Raw genomic sequence first — 21390 nt, forward strand, 5'->3', positions numbered from 1 at the left:
AAGATTTAATATATATTTCGAATACGATGTATCGATTTATTATATTTCAATATAATCCAAATCGGCATTTCACTCACTTTTACATCTATGAAAATCACAAAAGTAATTTAACCTTGTTAAAATAACTCATAAAAAAGCATCCTAATTAATAGAATAGGATGCTTTTTCGTAATCATAGTGTTATAGAAGATTTGTATACTTATGCTACGCTGCAATACTCTTCTTCTTTTTCTTTTTGCTGCTTAGGTGCTTGAATTAAAATTGCGATAATGAATGACACGACACATAATACACCTATTACCATGAACGTTGGTTTGAATCCACCTAGAAGTGCACCGATAAAGGAACCTGCAAGCGCCCCAAATCCAAATCCTTGATACACAATTCCGTAGTTCTTACTATGGTTTTTCATACCGAAGAAATCACCAACAATAGCTGGGAAAATAGTGATATTTCCACCAAAGCAAAACGCTACACTTGCTACACATACGAAGTAAATACCATAATTTAAATCTACAAAACTTAGAACTAAGACTGAACTCGCCATAACAACAAAAGTACCAGTAACGATTTTTAAACGCCCAATTTTATCCGATAATGGTCCTAAAATGATACGACCTAATGTATTGAAGATTGCAACCATAGCCACCGCATTAGCTGCTGTTGCTGCGCTAAGTCCTACAAGTTGAACACCAATGTCTTTTACCATACCAATTAAGTATAAGCCACTCATACATGATGTAAATAACATGATAAATAATAAGTATACTTGTTTTGTGCCTAACATTTCTTTCGTTGTGTATTCCTTAGTTTTTGTTTCATGAACTGCTCCTTGATCTGCAGCTTGATGGATTAAACAAGCACCAATTACAATCATAGCTGTAACAATTAAACCCCAGTATATAAATGCTTGCGATACACCAACTGATTCAATCAACTGTGCGTTAACGTATTTAAAGATTAAGCTACCTGAACCATATGCAGAGACAGAAATACCAGCAATTAAACCTTTACGCTCTGGAAACCACTTTATTAAATTTGATAGTGAAGTGATATATGCTGTACCATCTGCATAACCTACAACAACTCCCGCTAGTACATAAAGTAATATTAATGAGGATGCTTGTGAGCTAAGTATTAATCCTAGTCCTAATGCTAATCCAGCTATCATAATAAGTTTACGAAGTCCCCATTTTTCTTGCAATTTACTCGCAAATAAAGTTGAAAATGCTAAAGAAAGACTAGTAATTGAGAAAGTTATCGCAACAGCGTTAAGACTCCAACCGTATTTACTAACTAAAGGCTGATTGAATAAACTCCATGTATATATCGTCCCAAGCCCCATTTGTACTATAACTGTGCCAAAGACAACAAGCCATGGATTAACAGTTGATTTTTTCATACCTTTCCGCCTCCTCTTTCTATTTCAATGCTATTCGCTAAATTTACTTTTTTTATGTTCATTTTGGTCACCTCTTTTGATTTGACACCTTCATTGTATAAGATGTTTTCGTTTATGTAAGCACTTACAAGACAGAGCGTCAAAAACGTAGAATCAGCTACAAAAAACGAAGGATGAAATACAAAAACTACTTATTAAATACGTAACAGTTATTTAATAAGTAGTTTTTGTATAAGCTCGATTTACATTTGTTTTTGAACCCTTTTTTAAAAAGTGAAACAATAAAACCGTCTCTTTACTATTTATTAAAGAGACGGTTTTATTAGGTCAATTCATAAGCCTGACTTTCTTTATACGTTTATAATTGTTTCTTCAAATGTAACAATTGGCTCTACAAATTCCATCATAATGAAAGCATTTTTAATACGTCTTGTTAAAACTTCTTTTAATTCTGCACACATTTGTTCTGTAAGTGATTTTACAAATACAAAGTTGTGATAATAAATCACACTCTTCTCTTTACTTAATGGGTTTAAAAACATCCCCTCTTTTGTGACGAGAGCATTAGAATGCCCCGATAAAGTTGAAAGAAACGTCTCTAAAATTTTTATTTCTCTTTTTGAAAACGATTCTTCACAAACTACTTTAATATTCATTTCTGTTATCATTTATATATTCCCCCAACCATTTTTTCACAAGGGGATACTATAATACTATTAAATTTTCACAAGACTCCCCTTGTCGTTCATAAAATTCACCAGAAAACTAAGTTGACTAACTTGTTTTTTCCCTTTATTCATATAAATCTCTCCTTTCGTATATATTACTTCTCCATTTGTAATTGATTACCTTTTTATATTAAAGTTTTCCTATGTTTTTAATTGGAATTTTACCAATTAGAGATCTTATTAATAAACGTATATTTTTCTTATACTCCTGAAAAAAACTTTACTTATCTACTTTACGTTTTGTGCTACATAGTGTCTGTCTTTTGAATAATTTGTTTCTCTGCAGTATTTAGTTTCGCTAATGCTGAAAACAATTTACTTTGCTTATAATACAGTGAAACTTTAATCAGCCCTCGCCTAACTTCTTTGCTTCCACTGAATTTTGAGGCGGGGGTCTTACTGCCCAGCAAATAGCGGGATAAACTTAAATAAAATATAACTTTTAACACAGGAGTACTTTATACTCTTCAATTAGAGAACAAATTTTTTTCCAATAAATAAAACTAAATATTCACTAATATATCTATCCGTGGTTTAATATATATAATAAAAAAATATTTCTGTCTTTAATGAGGAGGTACTATGAAAGCAAACGTAGGGGATACTATACTTTTTCAACGAAATAATTTAAAGATTACAGGATCTGTATTAAAACTTTATACTGAATCGGTCTTAGTTGAAATTACAAATGTAAGCGGTGGTACTTTTGAATTTGATCGAACAATTGTAAATCATAAAAACTATAAAGTTTTAAATACAAATACATAAAACAACACAAAATAGCCCCTGCTCAACAGCAGGGGCTATTTTATATAAAAATATTTCACTAGTTTATATACCCTAAAACATTAACAATCTTACTCGCTTTTAAATTGTTAATATGATAATAAATTTCTAAACCTCTTCTCTCTGCTCGTAACACTTTACCCTTCATTTTTGATAGATGTTGTGAAACAGTAGATTGCGGAATATTCAGTAACTCTGTTAATTGTGTTACATTACAAGTTTTTCTCGTACTTAATTCATTTACAATTTGCAGTCGGATTGGATGCGCCATAATTTTTAAAATATCTACATCTTCTTCTGAAACTAAAGTTTTTCTCATTTCACTCGTATATGTTGTCATAAGACATTCCCCTTTTATATGAATTCCATATTCATAAGATCTATTTCCAAATTTTTTAAAACCCTTGATTAAAACTTTCATATAGAAATAAAAGGATTTTAAATTTTTGAAAACAGAACTTACATTTACTTTATTTATTTATTTGGTACATATACATAATACAATGTTAATATGTGCTCTATGTGAAGTTCACATAAATTTGTGATGAAGATTTACTTAGCCACTCGCATCCTACTCATCTAATTACCCACTGCATAAAATCATCAGTTATTTTAACACATTTTAGGCGTTTGTATATACTATTTATAAAACAACTTTTATAAAGGGAGGATTCATATGCCTACAGCGTTACAAGAAGAAGTCGAAGAAGCACGGGAAACATATGTCAGTCGTATCATCTTAGTGGGAGGATCGACTTTATTTTTAGTAGGCGGGGTTATCTCAGCAATTTCAGCTTTTAAAGCTTATAATCGTTTGGAGAATACGCCGCCTTCTACAGATAATTCATAGATATTTTATAAAATAAAACGTCGCCTCCAATATGAAGAGACGACGTTTTATTATTCATACATATGACACTAAAAGTATCGGTAGATTCCCTACTCCATTTTTTAAGCTTACTTCACCACAAACCTAGTCTGACTACACCCATCCTTTTGCTTCGTTACTTCTAATACAGCTGGCATTGCGTTTTTCAGCTCTTGAACGTGTGAGATGACACCGATAAATCGGCCTGATTTTTGTAAGTCAATTAAGGCATCTACAGCTTTCGTTAATGATTCTTCATCTAATGAACCGAACCCTTCATCGATGAACATCGTTTCGATGGAAATACCACCTTCATATGCTTGAATGACATCTGCCATTCCTAGCGCTAGGCAAAGTGATGCATTAAATTTCTCTCCGCCGGATAGTGTTTTTACATCGCGTGTTTGGCCAGTATATGCATCGTACACATCTAAGCCTAATCCACTTTGACGATTTCTCTTTTCAACTCGTTCACTTCGTTTTAAATAAAATTGTCCGTTTGATAATTTACGTAATCGTTCGTTTGCAATTTGAACAATTTGTTCTAAATACTCAATTAAGATGTAACGTTCAAATGATATACGGCTCTCGTTATCACCTTTCATTACTTCATATAAGTCAACAAGTTCTTGGAAAGCTTTTTCTTCCTCATGAATTTGCTCATCAATACGTCTAATGTTTTCATGTAAATCCGAAATATATGTTACCGCATTTTGCGCACGTTGACGTTTTTCTTTAATGATATCGAGATTAATTTCTAGTTCTTTTATGTGTTCACCTAAAGATGTAATATCCATATACTCTTTATCTTTTAATTCTGAGTTTAACTCTTCGATTTGTTTTGCAAGCACTTCAAGCGATGAATAATAACCTTGAATTTCTTTTTGTAACATCTCCATCTCGGCATCGCTTAATTTGGCTTCTTTATACGTGAATTCATCTGTAAACCCACTTTGTTCTAGCTCTTTCATAAAGCGTGCGAAAGTCTCTTCTTTCTTTAATTTTGCACTTTCAAATTGATTAGAAGCACCTTTTTGTTCTGCTTGAATACGTATATTTTCATTTTGCCAATGCTGATACGCTTCCTGGACTTTCTTCCATTCGTCTTCTATTAACCTAAGTTCCTGCATAGCTTGGTCAAACTGTGCTTTCCAAGCTTGTACTGTTTGTAAGTTTTCTGGAATATTTCGTTTATCATGTTCATATGACGTACGAAGTTGCATACACTCCATTTCTGTACGGTGCTGCATTGTTTCCACTTCTCGTTTTTGTTTCTGAAGTTCTTCTATTTTTTCTTCTACGCTTTTCATGTTCGCAGCAATCTGCTTACGTGTTTCTTCACTTGCTTTTAACGTATTCACGTCTGCAGCTAATTGTTTTCCTTTTTGAACAAGTGCACTATATGTTTCAGCTAATTTTTCCGAATTGTAGCCGCGCTTCACAACTTCTTCTATCACTTGTTCATATTGTAGTCGATAGAAATTCCATTTCTCCTCTACTTGCACATGTAATTTTTCAGCAATGTTCTTCTTATCTCTTAAATTGTTTAACTCTTTTTCATCGATCGCATTACTTTGCTCTGTAGCTTTTTGCGGATGATTCGTACTACCACATACCGGACAAGATTCACCGTCATGTAAATGAAGAGCTAATATACCAGCTTGTTCACTTAACCAGCGGCGCTCCATGTTTTCATATGCACGAACTGCCACTTGCATTTTATTAGTTGCCGCTTCTTTTTCTTGCTCGAATTTTTGTTTTTCTTGCCAAACATCATATGCTTGCTTTAAAACTTTTGCATCTTCTCGCATATTCGTTAGTTCTTCTACTTTAGCTACATATTGCTCAAGTGCTTGTTCTAATTGCTGCAATTCATCAGACATTCTCTGTTTTTGGTTTGTATGCTCTTCTAGTTGTTGATCTAACTTTTGCATACTTTCTTTTAATTTCCCTATTTGAATTTCGGCATTTTGTAAATTCAGCTTTCTCTCAGCTAATGATTCAATGATTGCTTGTAACTCTTCTAATCTTTGAACAAGTTTTTTAGCCTCTTCTCGTTCAGCTTCTTTATTCTTTACTACTTCATACTTCTCCTTAGCAAGTTCAAAGCTGTTCATTATCTGTTCTTGTTTGACAATTATCTGTTTTAACAAACTTTCAACTTTCTGCTCATTTTCCATCGCTTCTTCATACCATTGTTCAAATGGTAATAAGCGCTTTGCTTGTTCCGCACGTTTAAAGGATTTTTCTTTCCTTTCAATTGCTGCACGGTTCTCTTGTAAAGTGTTATATTTCTCATTCTTTTGTTGTAAATCTATAAATTTCTCATTTATAGATTTTGCTGCATGAAAACGTGTTTCTGCATCCTTTAATTGCTTCGTTTGAACATCTTGTTCTACTTGTAATTGCTCAACCTCTGCTTTATACACGGTTGTTTCTTGTTCTAACGCTTCTACTACTTGATGCGTATTTACATGTTCTTGTGCCACTAATGTCTCTAATAATGCTCCATCACGGATTGGTAATTTAAAAACATTACGGAAATAGAGCTCTCTCTCTTTTTGTTTTTCTTGCAAGACATCTTTCCATTGTTTTCTCTTTTGATCAAGTAACTCACGCATTAATTTATAACGATCCGTTTTAAAAATACGACGTAAAATCTCTTCTTTGTTTTCCGTCTCAGATGTTAATAGTTTTCGGAATTCCCCTTGGGGTAACATAACAATTTGGCTAAATTGATGTTTACTTAACCCAATTAAATCTTCCACTTTTTTGTTTACGTCTGTTACATGAAAACGATCGACGGCTGGAACGTTTTCTCCATCAATAACTTCATATAATTCTACTGCATGTCCTGTAATGGTCTTATTCCCTTGTTTTTTATGTCCAAGTTGTCGTTTTATTTCATAGCGTTTCCCTTTTAACTGAAAGGTTAATTCAACACTTGTATAAACATTATCATCAGCAAATTGACTTCGAAGCATGCTCGTATCACTACGTTCTTCTCCACTAGCCTCACCATATAACACATAACAAATCGCATCAAAAATCGTTGTTTTTCCAGCTCCCGTATTCCCAGAAATAGCGAAAATACGATGTTCTCCAAGATCTTCAAAATCGATTACTTCTTTCTGTTTATATGGCCCGAATGCTGTCATAATAAGCTGAATCGGTCTCATCCTCGTTCACCTTCCCGTTCTTGCACTGTTTGTAATACATCTATAAATAGGCGTTCTTTCTCTTCTGATAAATCTAACCCTTTCATTTCTTTATAGAAAGCCTTTAAAAGAGATAAATCATCCGTTTTATGTCTTGAAACCGTTACTTCATTTGTATCTGTGAGTTCTCGCCTTTGCATCGCTCTTTCAACGTGCATTGCATTTGGATATACAGATCGTATTTTCTCCATTGGCTGTAAGACAGGGTTTTCGTCTAATAATTTTACAAATACGTAATCTTCACTTACTGGGTGCTGTAATAATTCATCTATTTTCGCTTCTACTGTTCGCATTTTACGACGTGGTGAAAGTAACCTTTTTTCAATTGCTACTTCACCAGTTTCATTCAGTTCTACAATGTAATAACCTTTTTTATGTTTCTCTTCAGAAATTGAATAGGCAAGTGGTGAACCTGAATATCTAATGGTCTCATTACGTACGAAATGCGCTTGATGTAAATGTCCAAGCGCTGTGTAATGAAACTTATCAAAATAATGACTATTTACATATTCAGCACCACCAATTGAAAGTGGTCGTTCTGCATCACTTGTATTCTCCTCCGCTTCTCCTGAAGAAGTTACAAATGCATGTCCAACAAATACATGTCTAGCTTCTTTATCCATCGTTTCAGAGAGCTCATTCATAAAAATGCGCATCGCATCATCATGAGAACGTACGTCTTCATTTTTCAACACGTGTCTAACTATGCTTGGGTCTGCATACGGTATTAGATGGAAGTGAACCTCTCCATATTCATCATTTAGTACAACAGGTTCGTACGGGAATTGAAATTGACCTGCAATATGTAATCCTTGTTTTTTCATTAAACTACTTCCAAAATGGATACGATCCGGACTATCATGATTACCAGCTACTGCAATAACTGGTGTTTGTAAATCAATAACTATTTTTTGCAGCACATCATTTAATAAGTCTACTGCTTCTGTAGGTGGAATTGCTCGGTCATATAAATCCCCTGCAATAATTACAGCATCTGGTTTTTCTTCTTCAACAGCCTGTACAAACTGATCTAATACAATCTTTTGGTCTTCAGTCATATACACGCCATGAACAAGCTTTCCTAAATGCCAATCCGCTGTATGAAATAACTTCATATTTTTCTACTCCTTTTAATTTACTGATTTTAGTGAAACGAGTTGATAGTTTATTGTAGTTTTTCCGTTCTCCCACTCTAGCTTCAATATCGTTGCACTTCCAATTCTTTCTTCATTTGATTTATATAAAGGCAATATTTCTTGAACTGTAAATAAGTGATAACCATCCAATATTAATTGAAATATATTTTCTTCAATATGTAATCTTACTTCTTTTTCATTTGAAATAATTTTTGTGTGCATCTCAAATTTCATGATAGATACAACCCCTTTTTATAATCTCTACATTTTAATAGTATAGTGGCTATGCAAGATTGACAAGTACATACACAGCAAAGTACACACTTTTCTATTGTTATATGCTTTATGTATTTTATATAAAATACGGTATGTGAAATTTTACATTTTCCCCAAAATAAAAATGCCTATTGTGACATCTTTATTTTTGTATAAAGTCTTTCATTACATAATATAAAACGGTAATTAAGACGATTGCGACGAAAAATGAGAACACTGCGACAATGTAGCCATCTTTATTTAATAAAATACAGAATGAAATAGATATTATAAAAATCGGAAATACGAGACGTACTTTATCCTTCACTTCTTCTGTCGTATCTGTATGATGAAAATACTGCGTTATTCCTATCATTAAAAAAGACAAAATAATAACCGACAATAGTAAAGGTCCTGGCATTCCGATTTCTCCTTTCTCTATTTCTAATTCAGTGTAAAATTTTTTATTACAATTGTACGATTTCTTTTTTCTTCAAACACACTTTTAGAATTGATAATGAACATTTCACACCTATATAATAGCGCTTTTATCATTATAACTTCAAATAATTACACTTACAGTAATGTTGTAATATTCCCCCTCAGTCTCTGAAATCCTGCAAAGATAACTCGTCAAAATATGCAGTGACCAAATTAATATTTACCGTCAACTTTTGACAAAATTTATAAAGGACATTTCAGTACATATCAAGAATTAAGAATAAGAAGATATGTAAGGGAGGATGCATTATGACTGAACAAGTTTTATTTTCTGTTAGTGAAAACGGCGTTGCGACAATTACTTTAAACCGTCCAAAAGCACTTAATTCTTTATCTTATGACATGTTACAACCTATCGGACAAAAACTTAAAGAGTGGGAACACGATGAGCGTATTGCACTTATCGTGTTAAAAGGAGCTGGCACAAAAGGTTTTTGTGCAGGCGGCGACATTAAAACTCTTTATGAAGCGCGTTCCAATGAAGTGGCATTGCAACATGCAGAACGTTTTTTTGAAGAAGAGTATGAAATTGATACATATATTTATCAATATACAAAACCGATTATTGCTTGTTTAGATGGAATTGTAATGGGCGGTGGTGTCGGTCTTACAAATGGTGCGAAGTATCGCATTGTAACTGAGCGTACGAAATGGGCAATGCCAGAGATGAATATCGGCTTCTTCCCAGACGTCGGAGCTGCATATTTCTTAAATAAAGCGCCTGGATATACAGGACGATTCGTTGCTTTAACAGCATCTATTTTAAAAGCTTCTGACGTATTATTTATTAATGCTGCTGATTACTTTATGACATCTGATTCATTACCAGAGTTTCTTACTGAACTTGAAAGTGTAAATTGGCATAAAGAAGATGATGTACATACTAATTTAAAAGAAGTTATTCGTACATTTGCAACTGCTCCAAACTTAGAAAGCGAGCTTGCTCCTTCATTAGAAGTAATCAATTCACATTTTGCTTTCGATACAATTGAAGAAATCATCCATTCATTGGAGAAAGATGAAAGTTCCTTTGCTCTAAAAACGAAAGAAACACTGTTATCAAAATCCCCTATTTCACTAAAAGTAACATTAAAACAGTTTATTGATGGAAAAGATAAATCCGTTGAAGAATGTTTCGCTACGGACCTTATACTTGCTAAAAATTTCATGAGACATGAAGATTTCTTCGAGGGAGTACGCTCCGTTGTCGTTGATAAAGATCAAAATCCGAATTATAAATATAAACAGTTAAGTGACGTTTCAGAAGAAGATGTGAATCGTTTCTTTAACTTACTTAATGCATAAAATGAAATTGTCATGAGGGGAGGTTTTGTTCATCCCCCACCTAACTTCTTTTCTTCAGCTAAATCTTGTGCGGTGAAAATCTTACTACCCGCAAATAGCGGTATAAAATCGAGGCTATATAGTAGTGTAATTAGAGCTACTATATAGCCTTTTTTATTTAATTATTTTTAATAAAATTTAATTTTATTAAATCCATTTTTGTGCTACACTGATTTTAATCAAATATTCTAAAAATAAAAAGGAGGGACGGCTATGATAGAAAATTATCTTCTTTTCATCATTATGTCTATTTGCCTCATCATTTTACCTGGTCCAGATACAGCAATGGCTACGAAAAATACATTGGTTGCTGGTAAAGTCGGTGGAGTGAAAACAGTGTTTGGTACATGTATTGCACTATTAATTCATACTTTAGCTGCTGTAATTGGTCTTTCTGCACTTATTGTAAAGTCAGCTCTTTTATTTTCTATTTTCAAGTACGTTGGGGCTCTCTATTTAATATATATCGGTATTAAAGCCCTTTTAGCAGTAAGAAACAAAGAAAACTTAGATACAAATGATCTATCTTTGAATAATGAAAACGAACATACTTCTTGCTTTCGCCAAGGATTTCTTACAAATTTATTAAATCCTAAAGTAGCAGTCTTCTTTTTAACTTTTTTACCACAATTTTTAAATCCAAATCATAATACATTTATCCAACTTCTTGTAATGGGCCTTACTTACCTCGTTTTAACAGTCATTTGGTTTGCATTTTATATATTTTTAATTGATAAAATTAGTGCTTTTATGAAAAAACCGAAGACGCAACGTTATATTCAAGGGCTAACAGGAGTCGTCCTAATTGGATTTGGTATTAAACTAGCTTTTGAAAAAAATAATTAACAAGACGAAAACCACCACTATTAATAGTGGTGGTTTTCATCTAATAACTGATTTGGTTGTTTACTCTATATTAAAACCAGCGCTCAGTTACAACTTTTTTACGTGTATAGAATTGAACGCCATCTGTACCATTTGTACCTAAATCACCAAAGAATGAAGCTTTATTTCCTGCAAATGCGAAGAATGCCATTGGTGCTGGAACGTTTACGTTTACACCAATCATACCAGCATCGATGTTATCACGGAATGTTTGTGCATGTTTACCATTTGACGTATAAATAACCGCACCATTTGCAAATTTAGATTGATTTGTTAGTTTAATACCTTCTTCTAAATCTTTAACACGTACAATACTTAATACTGGAGCAAAAATTTCATCTTGCCAAATTTTCATTTCTTGATTCACGCCATCAAAGATTGTCGCACCTACAAAGTAACCTTCTCCAACTTCTTCATTAATTTTACGGCCATCTACTAATAAAGTTGCCCCATCTGCTACACCGCTATTAATATAGCCTAAAACGCGCTCTTTATGAGATTCACGGATTAATGGTCCAACATAGTTATCTTCGTTAAAGCCATCGCCTACTTTTAATTTTTTCGTTTCTGCTACTAATACATCAATAAATTCATCAGCAATTTCATCCACTACTGCTACTACTGAGCATGCCATGCAGCGCTCTCCACTACTTGCAAATGCAGATCCAATTACACCTTGTACTGTTTTCTCAAGATTGCAATCTGGCATTACAATCGCATGGTTTTTCGCACCTGCTAACGCTTGTACACGTTTTCCGTGTTTCGTACCTGTTTCATATACGTAACGAGCTACCGGCTCAGAGCCAACGAACGAAACAGCCTGAATATCTTTATTTTCTAAAATGCTATTTACAACATCTTTTCCGCCTTGCACTAAATTTAATACGCCTTTTGGGAAACCTGCTTCATAGAATAATTCTACAAGTCGCTCCGCTAAAAGTGGCGTTCTTTCAGATGTTTTTAATACGAATGTATTACCGCAAGCAATTGCAAGTGGGAACATCCATAACGGAATCATCATCGGGAAGTTAAACGGTGTAATGCCAGCAACAACTCCGATTGGGTAGCGCCAAATCGATCCATCAATTCCGCTAGCGATATTCGGAAGTGCTTGACCCATCATTAAATTTGGCGTAGATGTTGCAAGTTCTACCGCTTCAATACCACGCTGTACTTCACCTGTTGCATCCGTTAGCGTCTTACCATTTTCTAGCGTAATGATTTTTGCAAGCTCATCTTTGTTTTCTTGTAATAGCTGTAAATATTTATATAAATTTCTTGAACGATTTGGAACTGGTACTTTAGACCATGTTTCGAATGCTGCTTTTGCCGCTTCAACAGCTTTTTCAACATCTTCTTTTGGAGATAATGGAACGTAAGCGATAATTTTTCCAGTCGCTGGATTTGGAACTGCTTCTACTTCCGTACCTGTCGATTCAACCCACTCACCGTTAATGTGATTTTTTACTCGTTTAATTTCAGTTGTAATCATTGTATTCTCTCCTTTGTATAATTTATTTTTGATTAGAAATTAATTGCTCGCTAACTTTCTTATATAAAGCAGCCATATCATTTTCACCATATCCAGCTTGACTCGCTTCGTCATATACGTTTAATAACATTTCGCTTACCGGTAAATGGAGTTCGCTTTCCTTAGCTAAGTCAACTGCAAATCCTAAATCTTTCTTCAATAAGTTCACAGTAAATCCTGGCTCGTAGTTTTCAGGTGCTATAAAACTTTTATAATTACGTTCATAAATTCTACTTTGACCGTAACTTACATTTAAAATATCAAACATTTTATCTAAATCCATATTGTTCTTTTTCGCTAATGTTAAAGCTTCACTCACACCAGCTGTATAAAAACCAATTAATAAGTTATTAATTAACTTAACAGTTGTACCACTATCAATCTGCTCACTAACGTGGAAAATGTTCGCGCCTAGTACGCCCATGATAGATTCCGTTTTCTCATATACGTCTTTTGATCCACCAACCATAAACGTTAATGTACGGTTTTCGGCTCCGATTACACCACCGCTCACAGGTGCTGCTAAAAAGTCTACTTTCTTTTCCTTTGCAGCTTCCTCTAACTGTTTATTTAACTGCGGCGATACCGTACTTGTATCAATGAAAACTACATTCGAGTGACCATTTTCAAATAATCCTTCTGCTCCAAAATATACCGCTTCAACAGCGCGAGGTGAAGGTAAACTTGTAAAAACTACATCACATGTTTCTGCTAGTTTTGAGATTGATAGACCGATAATTCCGCCTTCTTTTTCAAAGGACGCTTCCGCCTCTTTATTTAAGTCCACGCCATATACTGTGTAACCTGATTTAACTAGATTTTTTGACATTGGAAGGCCCATGTTACCTAAACCGATAAAACCAATCTTTTTCATATCGCTTTCCTCCTATTTACACAATATATTTCCCGCGATTTATAATAGCTTTCGCAATTTCTCTCTTCTTCGTAAATACGTTCGTGTATAAAGGCACTAATAATTGACGGATTCCAGCTAAAATCACATGTCTATCTTGTTCTTCTGTGACAGCTGCTGAAAGTACAGAAATCGTCGCTTCTTCTACTTTACGGTATCCTTCTTCACAAATAACATCCGTTATTAATTGCTTCGTACGTTCTTTTTCCTCACCATTTTTACGTACCGCTTTTCTCGTACGTAAAAATGCTGATTCCATGACGTACACGTCCGTCAACATATTTGAAATTACACGTGAATATTCTTGTTCTTGGTCAATTTTTAGGCCTGGAGTTTTAGAGAGCGTTTTCAAAGATTGTTTCAACAATTTTTTCGCTAATAAAATGTAACGATGGTTTCTTTCTACATTTGCTACATCACTTTCTACTTCAGTATCTTCTAATTGTTCGATTTGCTTCATTAGCATTTTAGCAACTGTTAATCTATTAATTTCGTTCGTTCCTTCAAAAATACGACTAATTCTAGCATCACGATATAATCGTTCTACCTCATACTCTTGCATATAACCGTAACCACCATGAATTTGTACAGCTTCATCTACGATATAAGCAAGTGTTTCAGAAGCATTTACTTTATTTAGTGCACATTCAATTGCAAATTGGGACATTTTCTTCATAAGATCTTCATCGCTCTCATGAATTGCTTCATCGATTACACCTGCCGTACGATAAGCTGCACTTTCGGCTCCATATGTAGCAATGATCATATTTGCAATTTTCTCTTGAATCATCGTAAAGTCTACTAATTCCGTTTGGAACTGTTTTCGCTCTTTTCCATATTGAACCGACAAACCAATTGCTTGTTTTGCTGTTCCAATATTTCCAAAAGCAAGTTTAAGTCTAGCAAAGTTAAGAATATTAAGGGCTACGTGATGCCCTTTCCCAACTTCCCCTAAAACATTTTCAACAGGGATGACAACATCTTCTAAAATAAGAGTCGCTGTTGAAGAACCTTTAATCCCCATTTTCTTTTCTTCTAATCCAATAGATACACCTTCACATGTTCTTTCGACAATAAACGCTGTCATTCCTTTATTTGTCTTCGCAAAAACAACGTATACATCTGCCATATGAGCATTTGTAATCCATTGCTTCTCACCATTTAACTTCCAAGCTGTTCCCTCTTCATTCAATACGGCGCTTGTTTTTGCACTTAATGCATCCGAACCAGCATTTGGCTCTGTTAAAGCATAAGCCCCAATCCATTCTCCCGATGCGATTTTCGGTAAATATTTTTCTTTTTGCTCTTTCGTTCCATAATATATGTAAGGCAATGTACCGACACCAGCGTGTATATTAAAAGAAACGCTAAACGCACCAGCGTAACCCATTTTCTCTGCTACAAGACCTGAGACAGCCTTTCCTAACTCGAACCCGCCATAATCTTCTGGTACCTCAATGCCTAATAATCCAAGTTCCCCAGCTTTCTCAAATAATTGACGAGAAACTTTATAGTTATGTTGTTCAATATTCTCCATTTGTGGAACAATTTCTTGTTTAACGAATTGTTCTGTCGTTTTTGCGATTAAATCTTCATCACCTGAAAAATCTTCTGGTGTAAAGTAAGTATGATTTATATCTTTATTAAGTGAAAAAAATTCATCCCATGGTAACTTCGTTTTCTCCATATGTATCCCCCTATCATTCGGCTTTCATAGCTTTTTGCTTATGCTCGTCTACGATGAGTGGAATATCTTTTTTGAAAATAGAAGGCGATGATTTTTCACATCAAGCATTTTATTTTGCCAAAGATGTATTTTCATCGCCTTCGCTGCTTTATCTATTGATCTTCTGATAATACTGTTTTTGCAATACCAGTATCTAACTCTTCAAAGTCATGATATGAAATTGTTTCGTATAATTCACTTCTCGTTTGCATATTAGAAAGTACATCTTTTTGAGAACCTGTTTCTTTAATTAAAGCAAACACATTTTCATACGCTTTCGCTGCAACGCGAAGTGAAGTTACAGGATAAATAACCATTTGGAAACCCATATTCGCAAATTCCTCTGCACTATAATATGGAGTTTTTCCGAATTCAGTCATATTCGCAAGCAAAGGTGCATTTACCTTACTATTAAATAGACGGAATTCTTCCTCTGATTGAAGCGCTTCAGGGAAAATTGCGTCTGCACCTGCTTTTACATATGCATTTGCTCTTTCAATTGCTTCATCTAATCCTTCAACGCCACGAGCATCAGTACGTGCTACAATGTATAAGCTCGGTGCAACTTCTTTAATCGCTTTAATTTTTTGAACCAATTCTTCTGTAGTAACAAGTTTCTTACCATTTAAATGTCCACATTTTTTGGGTAATTGCTGATCTTCAATTTGGACAGCTGCTACTTTCACTTCCACCATTTCTACAGCTGTTCTCGCCACATTTAGTACACCACCAAATCCTGTATCAATGTCAACAAGAACAGGTAAGTCTGTAGCTCTTACTAAATCTCTTGCTCTCTCAGCCACTTCAGTAGACGTCACGATACCTAAATCTGGTAAGCCTTTACTTGCAGTATAAGCAGCTCCTGATAAATAAAGAGCTGAAAAACCTGTATTTTTCGCAACAAGAGCTGCCATTGCATCATGAGCACCTGGAATTTGCAAAATTTCATTTGCTTCTACTAAAGCTCGGAATCGATTCGCAAGCTCCTCTTGTGTTGACTGCTTTTTCACAACCCAAGCCATTCTAAATTCCCCCCTATTATTAAATTAAGAATAGATCTACAAATTCGTTTACATTCATATTTTCTAGTTTTTCTTCATTTAAACAAACTTCATGAATTTGTTCTTGTTGCTTACTAGAATAATGACCTGCCATATTTGCAGTGAATTTTTGAACAACTTTTGGAATTGCTTCGTCTCTACGGAAGCGGTGACCAAGCGGATATTCACATTCCACATTTTCTGTTACTGTGCCATCTTTAAAGTGAACTTGAACAGCGTTGGCGATTGAGCGCTTGTTCGGGTCAAGGTAATCTAAACTGTACTGTTTGTTTTCAACAACAACCATCTTATTACGTAATTCATCTACACGTGGATCGTTTGCTACTGCATCTTCATAATCGTCTGCAACGATATCTCCTTTTAATAAACCAATTGCCGTAATGTATTGTAAGCAATGATCACGATCAGCTGGGTTATTTAATGGACCTTCTTTATCAATAATACGAATTGCTGATTCATGAGTTGTAATTGTAATACGGTCAATTTCATCTAATCTCTCTTTAATTTCCGGATGCAACTTCACTGCACATTCTGCAGCCGTTTGTGCATGGAATTCTGCTGGATATGACACTTTAAATAATACATTTTCCATTACATATGACTCTAGTGGTCTTGCTAATTTTAATTCTTGTTTATTGAATAATACATCTTGGAATCCCCATCCTGGCGCAGATAATGCTGTTGGATAACCCATTTCACCTTTTAGAGCAGTCATTGCAAGATGAACACCGCGGCTCGTTGCGTCACCTGCAGCCCATGATTTACGTGAGCCCGTATTTGGAGCATGACGATATGTACGAAGACTAGAATTATCAATCCACGCATGTGATAATGCATTAAAGATTTCTTCACGTGTTCCGCCAAGCATTTTCGCAACTACTGCAGTTGTTGCTACTTTTACATATAATACATGGTCAAGACCAACTCTGTTTAAGCTGTTTTCTAAAGCAAGCACGCCTTGAATTTCATGTGCTTTAATCATCATTTCTAATACTTCACGTACTTTTAAAGCTTCTTTTCCTTCTGAAATACGAACACGGCTAATATAATCTGCAACTGCTAAAATTCCGCCTAGGTTATCAGATGGATGTCCCCACTCTGCTGCAAGCCAAGTATCGTTATAGTCTAACCAACGGATCATACATCCGATATTAAATGCACCTTTTACTGGATCTAGTACATAAGACGTACCTGGTACACGTGTACCATTTGGCACGATTGTTCCTGGCACAACTGGTCCTAGTAATTTCGTACATTCTGGATATTGCAGTGCTAAAATTCCACATCCAAGTGTATCAAGTAATACGTAACGAGCTGTACTGAATGCTTCTGCACTAGTAACCTCTTTATTTAATACATAATCGGTAATCTCTTCTAATAATGCATCTTTTTGCTTAATTTCATTTGTTTTAATCATGCTATTCTTCCCTTTCTGTCGAAAATTCGTTATTATTAATGATGGGTGTCGGTCAAACACCCATCTGGCGGGCGGCGCTAACAACTCCCCAGTTGTTCTTATTTACTAAGTACATGTCGCTCGCCAATATAATTTACACGAGGACGGAACAAACGATTATTTGCATGTTGCTCAATAACGTGCGCACATAACCCCACTGTTCTAGAGCTAAAGAAGATTGGTGTGTAAAGTTGAATTGGAATACCTAGCATCCAATATACTGGAGCTGCATAATAATCAAGATTTGGATAAATTCCTTTTTCTTTTTCCATAATCTTTTCTCCAGCTTCACACATTTCATATAGTGTATAATCACCTTTTACATCACATAACTGTTTTAAAGCTTCCTTCATCATAAGTGCTCTTGGATCCATCTTCTTCATATAAACACGGTGTCCAAAGCCCATAATTTTTTCTTTGTTATATAGTTTCTTCTGTAATAACTCTTCAAATTTCTCAACATTACCAGCTTCTAAAAGCATGTACATAACCGCTTCATTTGCACCGCCATGTAAACTTCCTTTTAAAGATGCAACTGCACCTGTTAAAGCACCGTATAAATCTGATTGTGTTGATGCAATAACGCGAGCTGTAAATGTAGAGTTTGGCATTTCATGCTCACTATATAAAACAAGGGAACGATCAAAGATCTTTTCCTCAAGTTCAGTTGGTTTTTTACCAGTTAACATATAGAAGAAATTCGCACTATAAGATAATTCTTTAAGAGGTTCAATTGGCTCCTCATTATTTAAAATATGATAGCTATTCGCTACAATGTTTGGCACTTTACTTAACAGCTTGTACCCTCGGCTTTTATTCACTTCTAACGAGCGGTTTTCGATATCATTATCGTAACCAGCTAACGCTGACACACCTGTACGTAATCCATCCATGGGATGCGTCTCTTTAGGCAATGCCTTTAGTACGTTGAATACACCTTCTGGTACTGCATATTCTTCTTTTAATTTCTTTTCAAGTGTTACTTTTTCATCTTCATTCGGTAGGTGTTCCTCCAATAAAAGGTGCACAATGTCTAAATACTCTTTTGTTTTTGAGAGTTCGATTAAGTCATACCCTTGAATTACAATTTCACCTTTTACTGTGTCAAGAAACGAGATTTTCGTCTCCGCTGCCACTATACCATCTAATCCCGGGGAAAATTTCTCTTCAGCTTTCATCATTATTTCCTCCAATCCTAATAGATCTTCGTGCACATAACTGTAAGCCTTTACAATACTGTGAAACTACATTTCTATTTCAATGTATCAGAGTTTTTAGAAGATTTCAATTTATTTTATAATGATAAGTTTCCTACACTTTTCTTACTGTAACAATACAATTTTTTGAAAATAATTCTTATATTTTATAAAGAAAGGATAGACTTCTTTGCGTATTTTCAAAAACAAGATATAAAGATTTTTCATATAACACCGCCAAATATACAATTATTCTAATTTTATTTGAGAAATAGAAAAAACGAGCTGTACATAAATACAGCTCGTTACTATATGATATTTATTTCACTATCTCTTAAATATAATTTTTATATAAAACTTATTCATTTTTAATAAAGTTATTATTTTACATAATTAAATTGAATTTCTTCCATTTCCTCATGATAACTTACAAATAAATCATAGTTTTGAAAATACCAAAGATCATCAGAATCTACAAAAAATATAATACCTTCCTTCTCAACTGACACTATTTCGCCATCGGGTTTCTCAGCAACAACCCCTAAAGAATATCCGGGCTGAATTGAACTATCCCCTCCGTACCTTACAGTAAAACGTACAGATTCACCGTGCTTTATACGTAATTCTTCCTGGAACCATTGCAGAGCTTTACGATCAATTGAAATTCTCATCTTTATTCCTCCAGTTTACGCAAACTCTTTTTTTCCTAATCGTTGTTTTACAAAGAAGACGAAAATAATTAAGGCTATCAATGCTGAAATTGCACTCCCTGAAAATAAAATACGATAACCAAACATTTGTGAAACAACTCCAAGTAAAATAGCACCTAACCCGATTCCTAAATCAAACGCTGTAAAAAATGAAGCATTTGCAACTCCTCTTTTACTCGGATCGACAATTGTAAGCATTGCCGCTTGCAAAGCTGGCTGCGCTGAACCAAATCCAATACCGTATAATGTTGCTGCGATAATTACACCTATCAAACCATTTGAGATAGTTAAAACAACTATAGCTAAAATAGTAATACATAATGCTGGAAGTATGATGAATACTTCTCCATACTTGTCTAATAGTTTCCCTGAAATTGGTCTTACAATTGTTAATGCAATTGCATATACAAGAAAGAAAGTTCCCGGGTTTACATGAATTGATGATGCAAATAACGGTAAAAAGGTTGTTATTCCTCCATATGCAAACGATAAAAAGAATACTACAATCGTGATTGTTAATACGGATTTCTCAAATAGCTGAATTTTCCCTTTTTCTTTTTGTGGCGTAAATGGGATCTTCGTTATTAATGATAATACAACTGCCATAAAAGATAACAACGTCGCTAATAAAAATAGACCATCAAATGAATAATTTTGCACAACCCATAATCCAATCATAGGTCCAATCGCCATTGCAATTGTCATCGCCATCCCATACCAACCCATACCTTCACCGCGGCGTGAATCTGGAATAATATCCGTTATTGCTGTTCCAACAGCTGTTGTAGAAACAGCCCATGTTACTCCGTGAATAACACGTAAAACAGCTAAAAGGACAATAGTCGATGCTATATTATAGGAGTACATCGTTAAGCCAAAAAAGATGAGTCCGAAAATAATAAAGGATCTTCTACCATATTGATCTAACATTCCTCCAATAATCGGTCGTATTACAACAGCAGCTATTGTAAACATCCCCATCATAAGTCCAACTTGCGATTCATTGCCACCTATCTCTTTAATAAAGAGCGGGAGCGTTGGAACAAGTAAATAAAATCCTGTAAATAAAAATAACATTGCGAAAGTCATTTGAATAAATGATTTCGTCCATAATCGTTCCATAAAAATACCTCCATACACTCGTAAAATATTACGATTAACACCCTCATTGTACATTTTATTGATCTCTTTTCCCTCCGCAAATAGACGTATCTTTTCATATTAAATAGTCCACCATCAGCTTACATTAGTCTTAAGACTTTGTACGCATATTTTAAACGAAAGTCCTATATATGTACCTTTATACGTGTGAAAAGAATATACTAATTTATTATCACAACTTAGGAGTGATTATTTTATGTGGGTATTATCATCAAGAGTAACTGTCGCGGTTCCTTCGATACCCGAAATACATGCCCCCGCCGTTCATACAGCAAGTTCCGATGTCGGCATTGAACTTCCAGCAATTTGGCAACAATACCAATCACCAGGTCAAGCTACCCCTTCATTTTGGCATCATGGTGCCCATCCAAGTAGCACTACCTTTTATCATCCTAGCCACGCTCCACTACCTCAGGCTCAAGTCTTTTATCATTTCCCATCAATTTATTTTCAAAATTTTTATGGTACGTTTAACATTTAAAACACATCATTTCATAGCTACTACATTTAAAC

General features: G+C 34.6%; 20 protein-coding genes. 5 read left to right on the top strand and 15 right to left on the bottom strand.

The annotated features are described in order from the left end of the window. Positions 1 to 199: 199 nt before the first annotated feature. Together HMAS_RS12840 and HMAS_RS12845 are read right to left on the bottom strand one after the other, a co-directional pair. Positions 200 to 1402, bottom strand: a complete 1203-nt coding sequence (locus HMAS_RS12840; RefSeq protein ID WP_098376246.1) for an L-lactate MFS transporter — start codon at positions 1400 to 1402, stop codon at positions 200 to 202. 350 nt (positions 1403 to 1752) lie between these two features. Beyond that, entirely contained in the window at positions 1753 to 2070 is a 318-nt protein-coding gene (locus HMAS_RS12845; RefSeq protein WP_000627304.1) for a hypothetical protein, read from the bottom strand. 642 nt (positions 2071 to 2712) lie between these two features. Between HMAS_RS12845 and HMAS_RS12855 the strand changes: the two genes are divergently transcribed. Beyond that, positions 2713 to 2898, top strand: a complete 186-nt coding sequence (locus HMAS_RS12855) for a YkvS family protein (RefSeq protein ID WP_000646793.1) — start codon at positions 2713 to 2715, stop codon at positions 2896 to 2898. 58 nt (positions 2899 to 2956) lie between these two features. Here HMAS_RS12855 and HMAS_RS12860 read toward each other — a convergent pair whose 3' ends face one another. Next, positions 2957 to 3256, bottom strand: coding sequence for an ArsR/SmtB family transcription factor (locus HMAS_RS12860; RefSeq protein WP_000214801.1), 300 nt, complete (start codon positions 3254 to 3256; stop codon positions 2957 to 2959). 336 nt (positions 3257 to 3592) lie between these two features. Here HMAS_RS12860 and HMAS_RS27675 point away from each other — a divergent pair, with 336 nt between their 5' ends. After that, a complete protein-coding gene (locus HMAS_RS27675; protein WP_001141668.1) occupies positions 3593 to 3766 on the top strand; it encodes a hypothetical protein in 174 nt (57 codons plus the stop codon). Positions 3767 to 3873: 107 nt separating this feature from the next. Here the strand turns inward: HMAS_RS27675 and HMAS_RS12865 are convergent, their stop codons facing one another. The 4 genes from HMAS_RS12865 to HMAS_RS12880 form a co-directional block, all read right to left on the bottom strand. Beyond that, positions 3874 to 6963, bottom strand: a complete 3090-nt coding sequence (locus HMAS_RS12865; RefSeq protein WP_098770216.1) for an AAA family ATPase — start codon at positions 6961 to 6963, stop codon at positions 3874 to 3876. After that, positions 6960 to 8117, bottom strand: a complete 1158-nt coding sequence (locus HMAS_RS12870) for an exonuclease SbcCD subunit D (protein WP_000765150.1) — start codon at positions 8115 to 8117, stop codon at positions 6960 to 6962. The genes HMAS_RS12865 and HMAS_RS12870 overlap by 4 nt, the downstream gene beginning before the upstream one ends. A gap of 15 nt (positions 8118 to 8132) precedes the next feature. Further along, the gene (locus HMAS_RS12875; protein WP_000667346.1) at positions 8133 to 8372 is read right to left on the bottom strand and encodes a DUF2584 family protein; all 240 of its coding nucleotides are present in this window, start codon (positions 8370 to 8372) and stop codon (positions 8133 to 8135) included. Positions 8373 to 8556: 184 nt separating this feature from the next. Continuing rightward, the gene (locus tag HMAS_RS12880; RefSeq protein WP_001119404.1) at positions 8557 to 8814 is read right to left on the bottom strand and encodes a hypothetical protein; all 258 of its coding nucleotides are present in this window, start codon (positions 8812 to 8814) and stop codon (positions 8557 to 8559) included. Positions 8815 to 9143: 329 nt separating this feature from the next. Here HMAS_RS12880 and HMAS_RS12885 point away from each other — a divergent pair, with 329 nt between their 5' ends. Further along, positions 9144 to 10199, top strand: coding sequence for an enoyl-CoA hydratase/isomerase family protein (locus tag HMAS_RS12885; protein ID WP_000139776.1), 1056 nt, complete (start codon positions 9144 to 9146; stop codon positions 10197 to 10199). A 252-nt stretch (positions 10200 to 10451) separates the two neighbouring features. Further along, on the top strand, positions 10452 to 11084 hold the full coding sequence (locus HMAS_RS12890) for a LysE family translocator (protein WP_000572360.1): 633 nt from the start codon (positions 10452 to 10454) through the stop codon (positions 11082 to 11084). 70 nt (positions 11085 to 11154) lie between these two features. Here HMAS_RS12890 and HMAS_RS12895 read toward each other — a convergent pair whose 3' ends face one another. The 8 genes from HMAS_RS12895 to HMAS_RS12930 all read right to left on the bottom strand — a co-directional run bounded on the left by HMAS_RS12895 (position 11155) and on the right by HMAS_RS12930 (position 20838). After that, entirely contained in the window at positions 11155 to 12615 is a 1461-nt protein-coding gene (locus HMAS_RS12895; protein ID WP_000633344.1) for a CoA-acylating methylmalonate-semialdehyde dehydrogenase, read from the bottom strand. 22 nt (positions 12616 to 12637) lie between these two features. Further along, positions 12638 to 13528 carry an NAD(P)-dependent oxidoreductase gene (locus HMAS_RS12900; RefSeq protein ID WP_000719409.1) on the bottom strand — a complete coding sequence of 297 codons (891 nt, stop codon included), beginning with the start codon at positions 13526 to 13528 and terminating at the stop codon, positions 12638 to 12640. A gap of 16 nt (positions 13529 to 13544) precedes the next feature. After that, positions 13545 to 15254, bottom strand: coding sequence for an acyl-CoA dehydrogenase family protein (locus tag HMAS_RS12905; protein WP_098376360.1), 1710 nt, complete (start codon positions 15252 to 15254; stop codon positions 13545 to 13547). Between the two features lie 152 nt (positions 15255 to 15406). Next, a complete protein-coding gene (prpB, locus tag HMAS_RS12910) occupies positions 15407 to 16315 on the bottom strand; it encodes a methylisocitrate lyase (protein WP_116344870.1) in 909 nt (302 codons plus the stop codon). Positions 16316 to 16334: 19 nt separating this feature from the next. Next, positions 16335 to 17771, bottom strand: coding sequence for a 2-methylcitrate dehydratase (prpD, locus tag HMAS_RS12915; RefSeq protein WP_000598123.1), 1437 nt, complete (start codon positions 17769 to 17771; stop codon positions 16335 to 16337). A 98-nt stretch (positions 17772 to 17869) separates the two neighbouring features. After that, positions 17870 to 18991 (bottom strand): citrate synthase, encoded by a 1122-nt coding sequence (gene mmgD, locus HMAS_RS12920; RefSeq protein ID WP_002041090.1) that lies wholly within the window; start codon positions 18989 to 18991, stop codon positions 17870 to 17872. A gap of 395 nt (positions 18992 to 19386) precedes the next feature. Beyond that, positions 19387 to 19677 (bottom strand): HesB/YadR/YfhF family protein, encoded by a 291-nt coding sequence (locus HMAS_RS12925; RefSeq protein WP_001222842.1) that lies wholly within the window; start codon positions 19675 to 19677, stop codon positions 19387 to 19389. 15 nt (positions 19678 to 19692) lie between these two features. Then, positions 19693 to 20838: an MFS transporter gene (locus HMAS_RS12930; RefSeq protein ID WP_000440662.1), complete on the bottom strand. Its 1146-nt coding sequence runs from the start codon at positions 20836 to 20838 to the stop codon at positions 19693 to 19695. 235 nt (positions 20839 to 21073) lie between these two features. Between HMAS_RS12930 and HMAS_RS12935 the strand changes: the two genes are divergently transcribed. Further along, entirely contained in the window at positions 21074 to 21358 is a 285-nt protein-coding gene (locus tag HMAS_RS12935) for a hypothetical protein (protein ID WP_000270101.1), read from the top strand. Positions 21359 to 21390 lie beyond the last annotated feature (32 nt).

It is taken from the genome of Bacillus sp. HMA207, assembly GCF_003402455.1.
GTDB lineage: Bacteria > Bacillota > Bacilli > Bacillales > Bacillaceae_G > Bacillus_A > Bacillus_A cereus.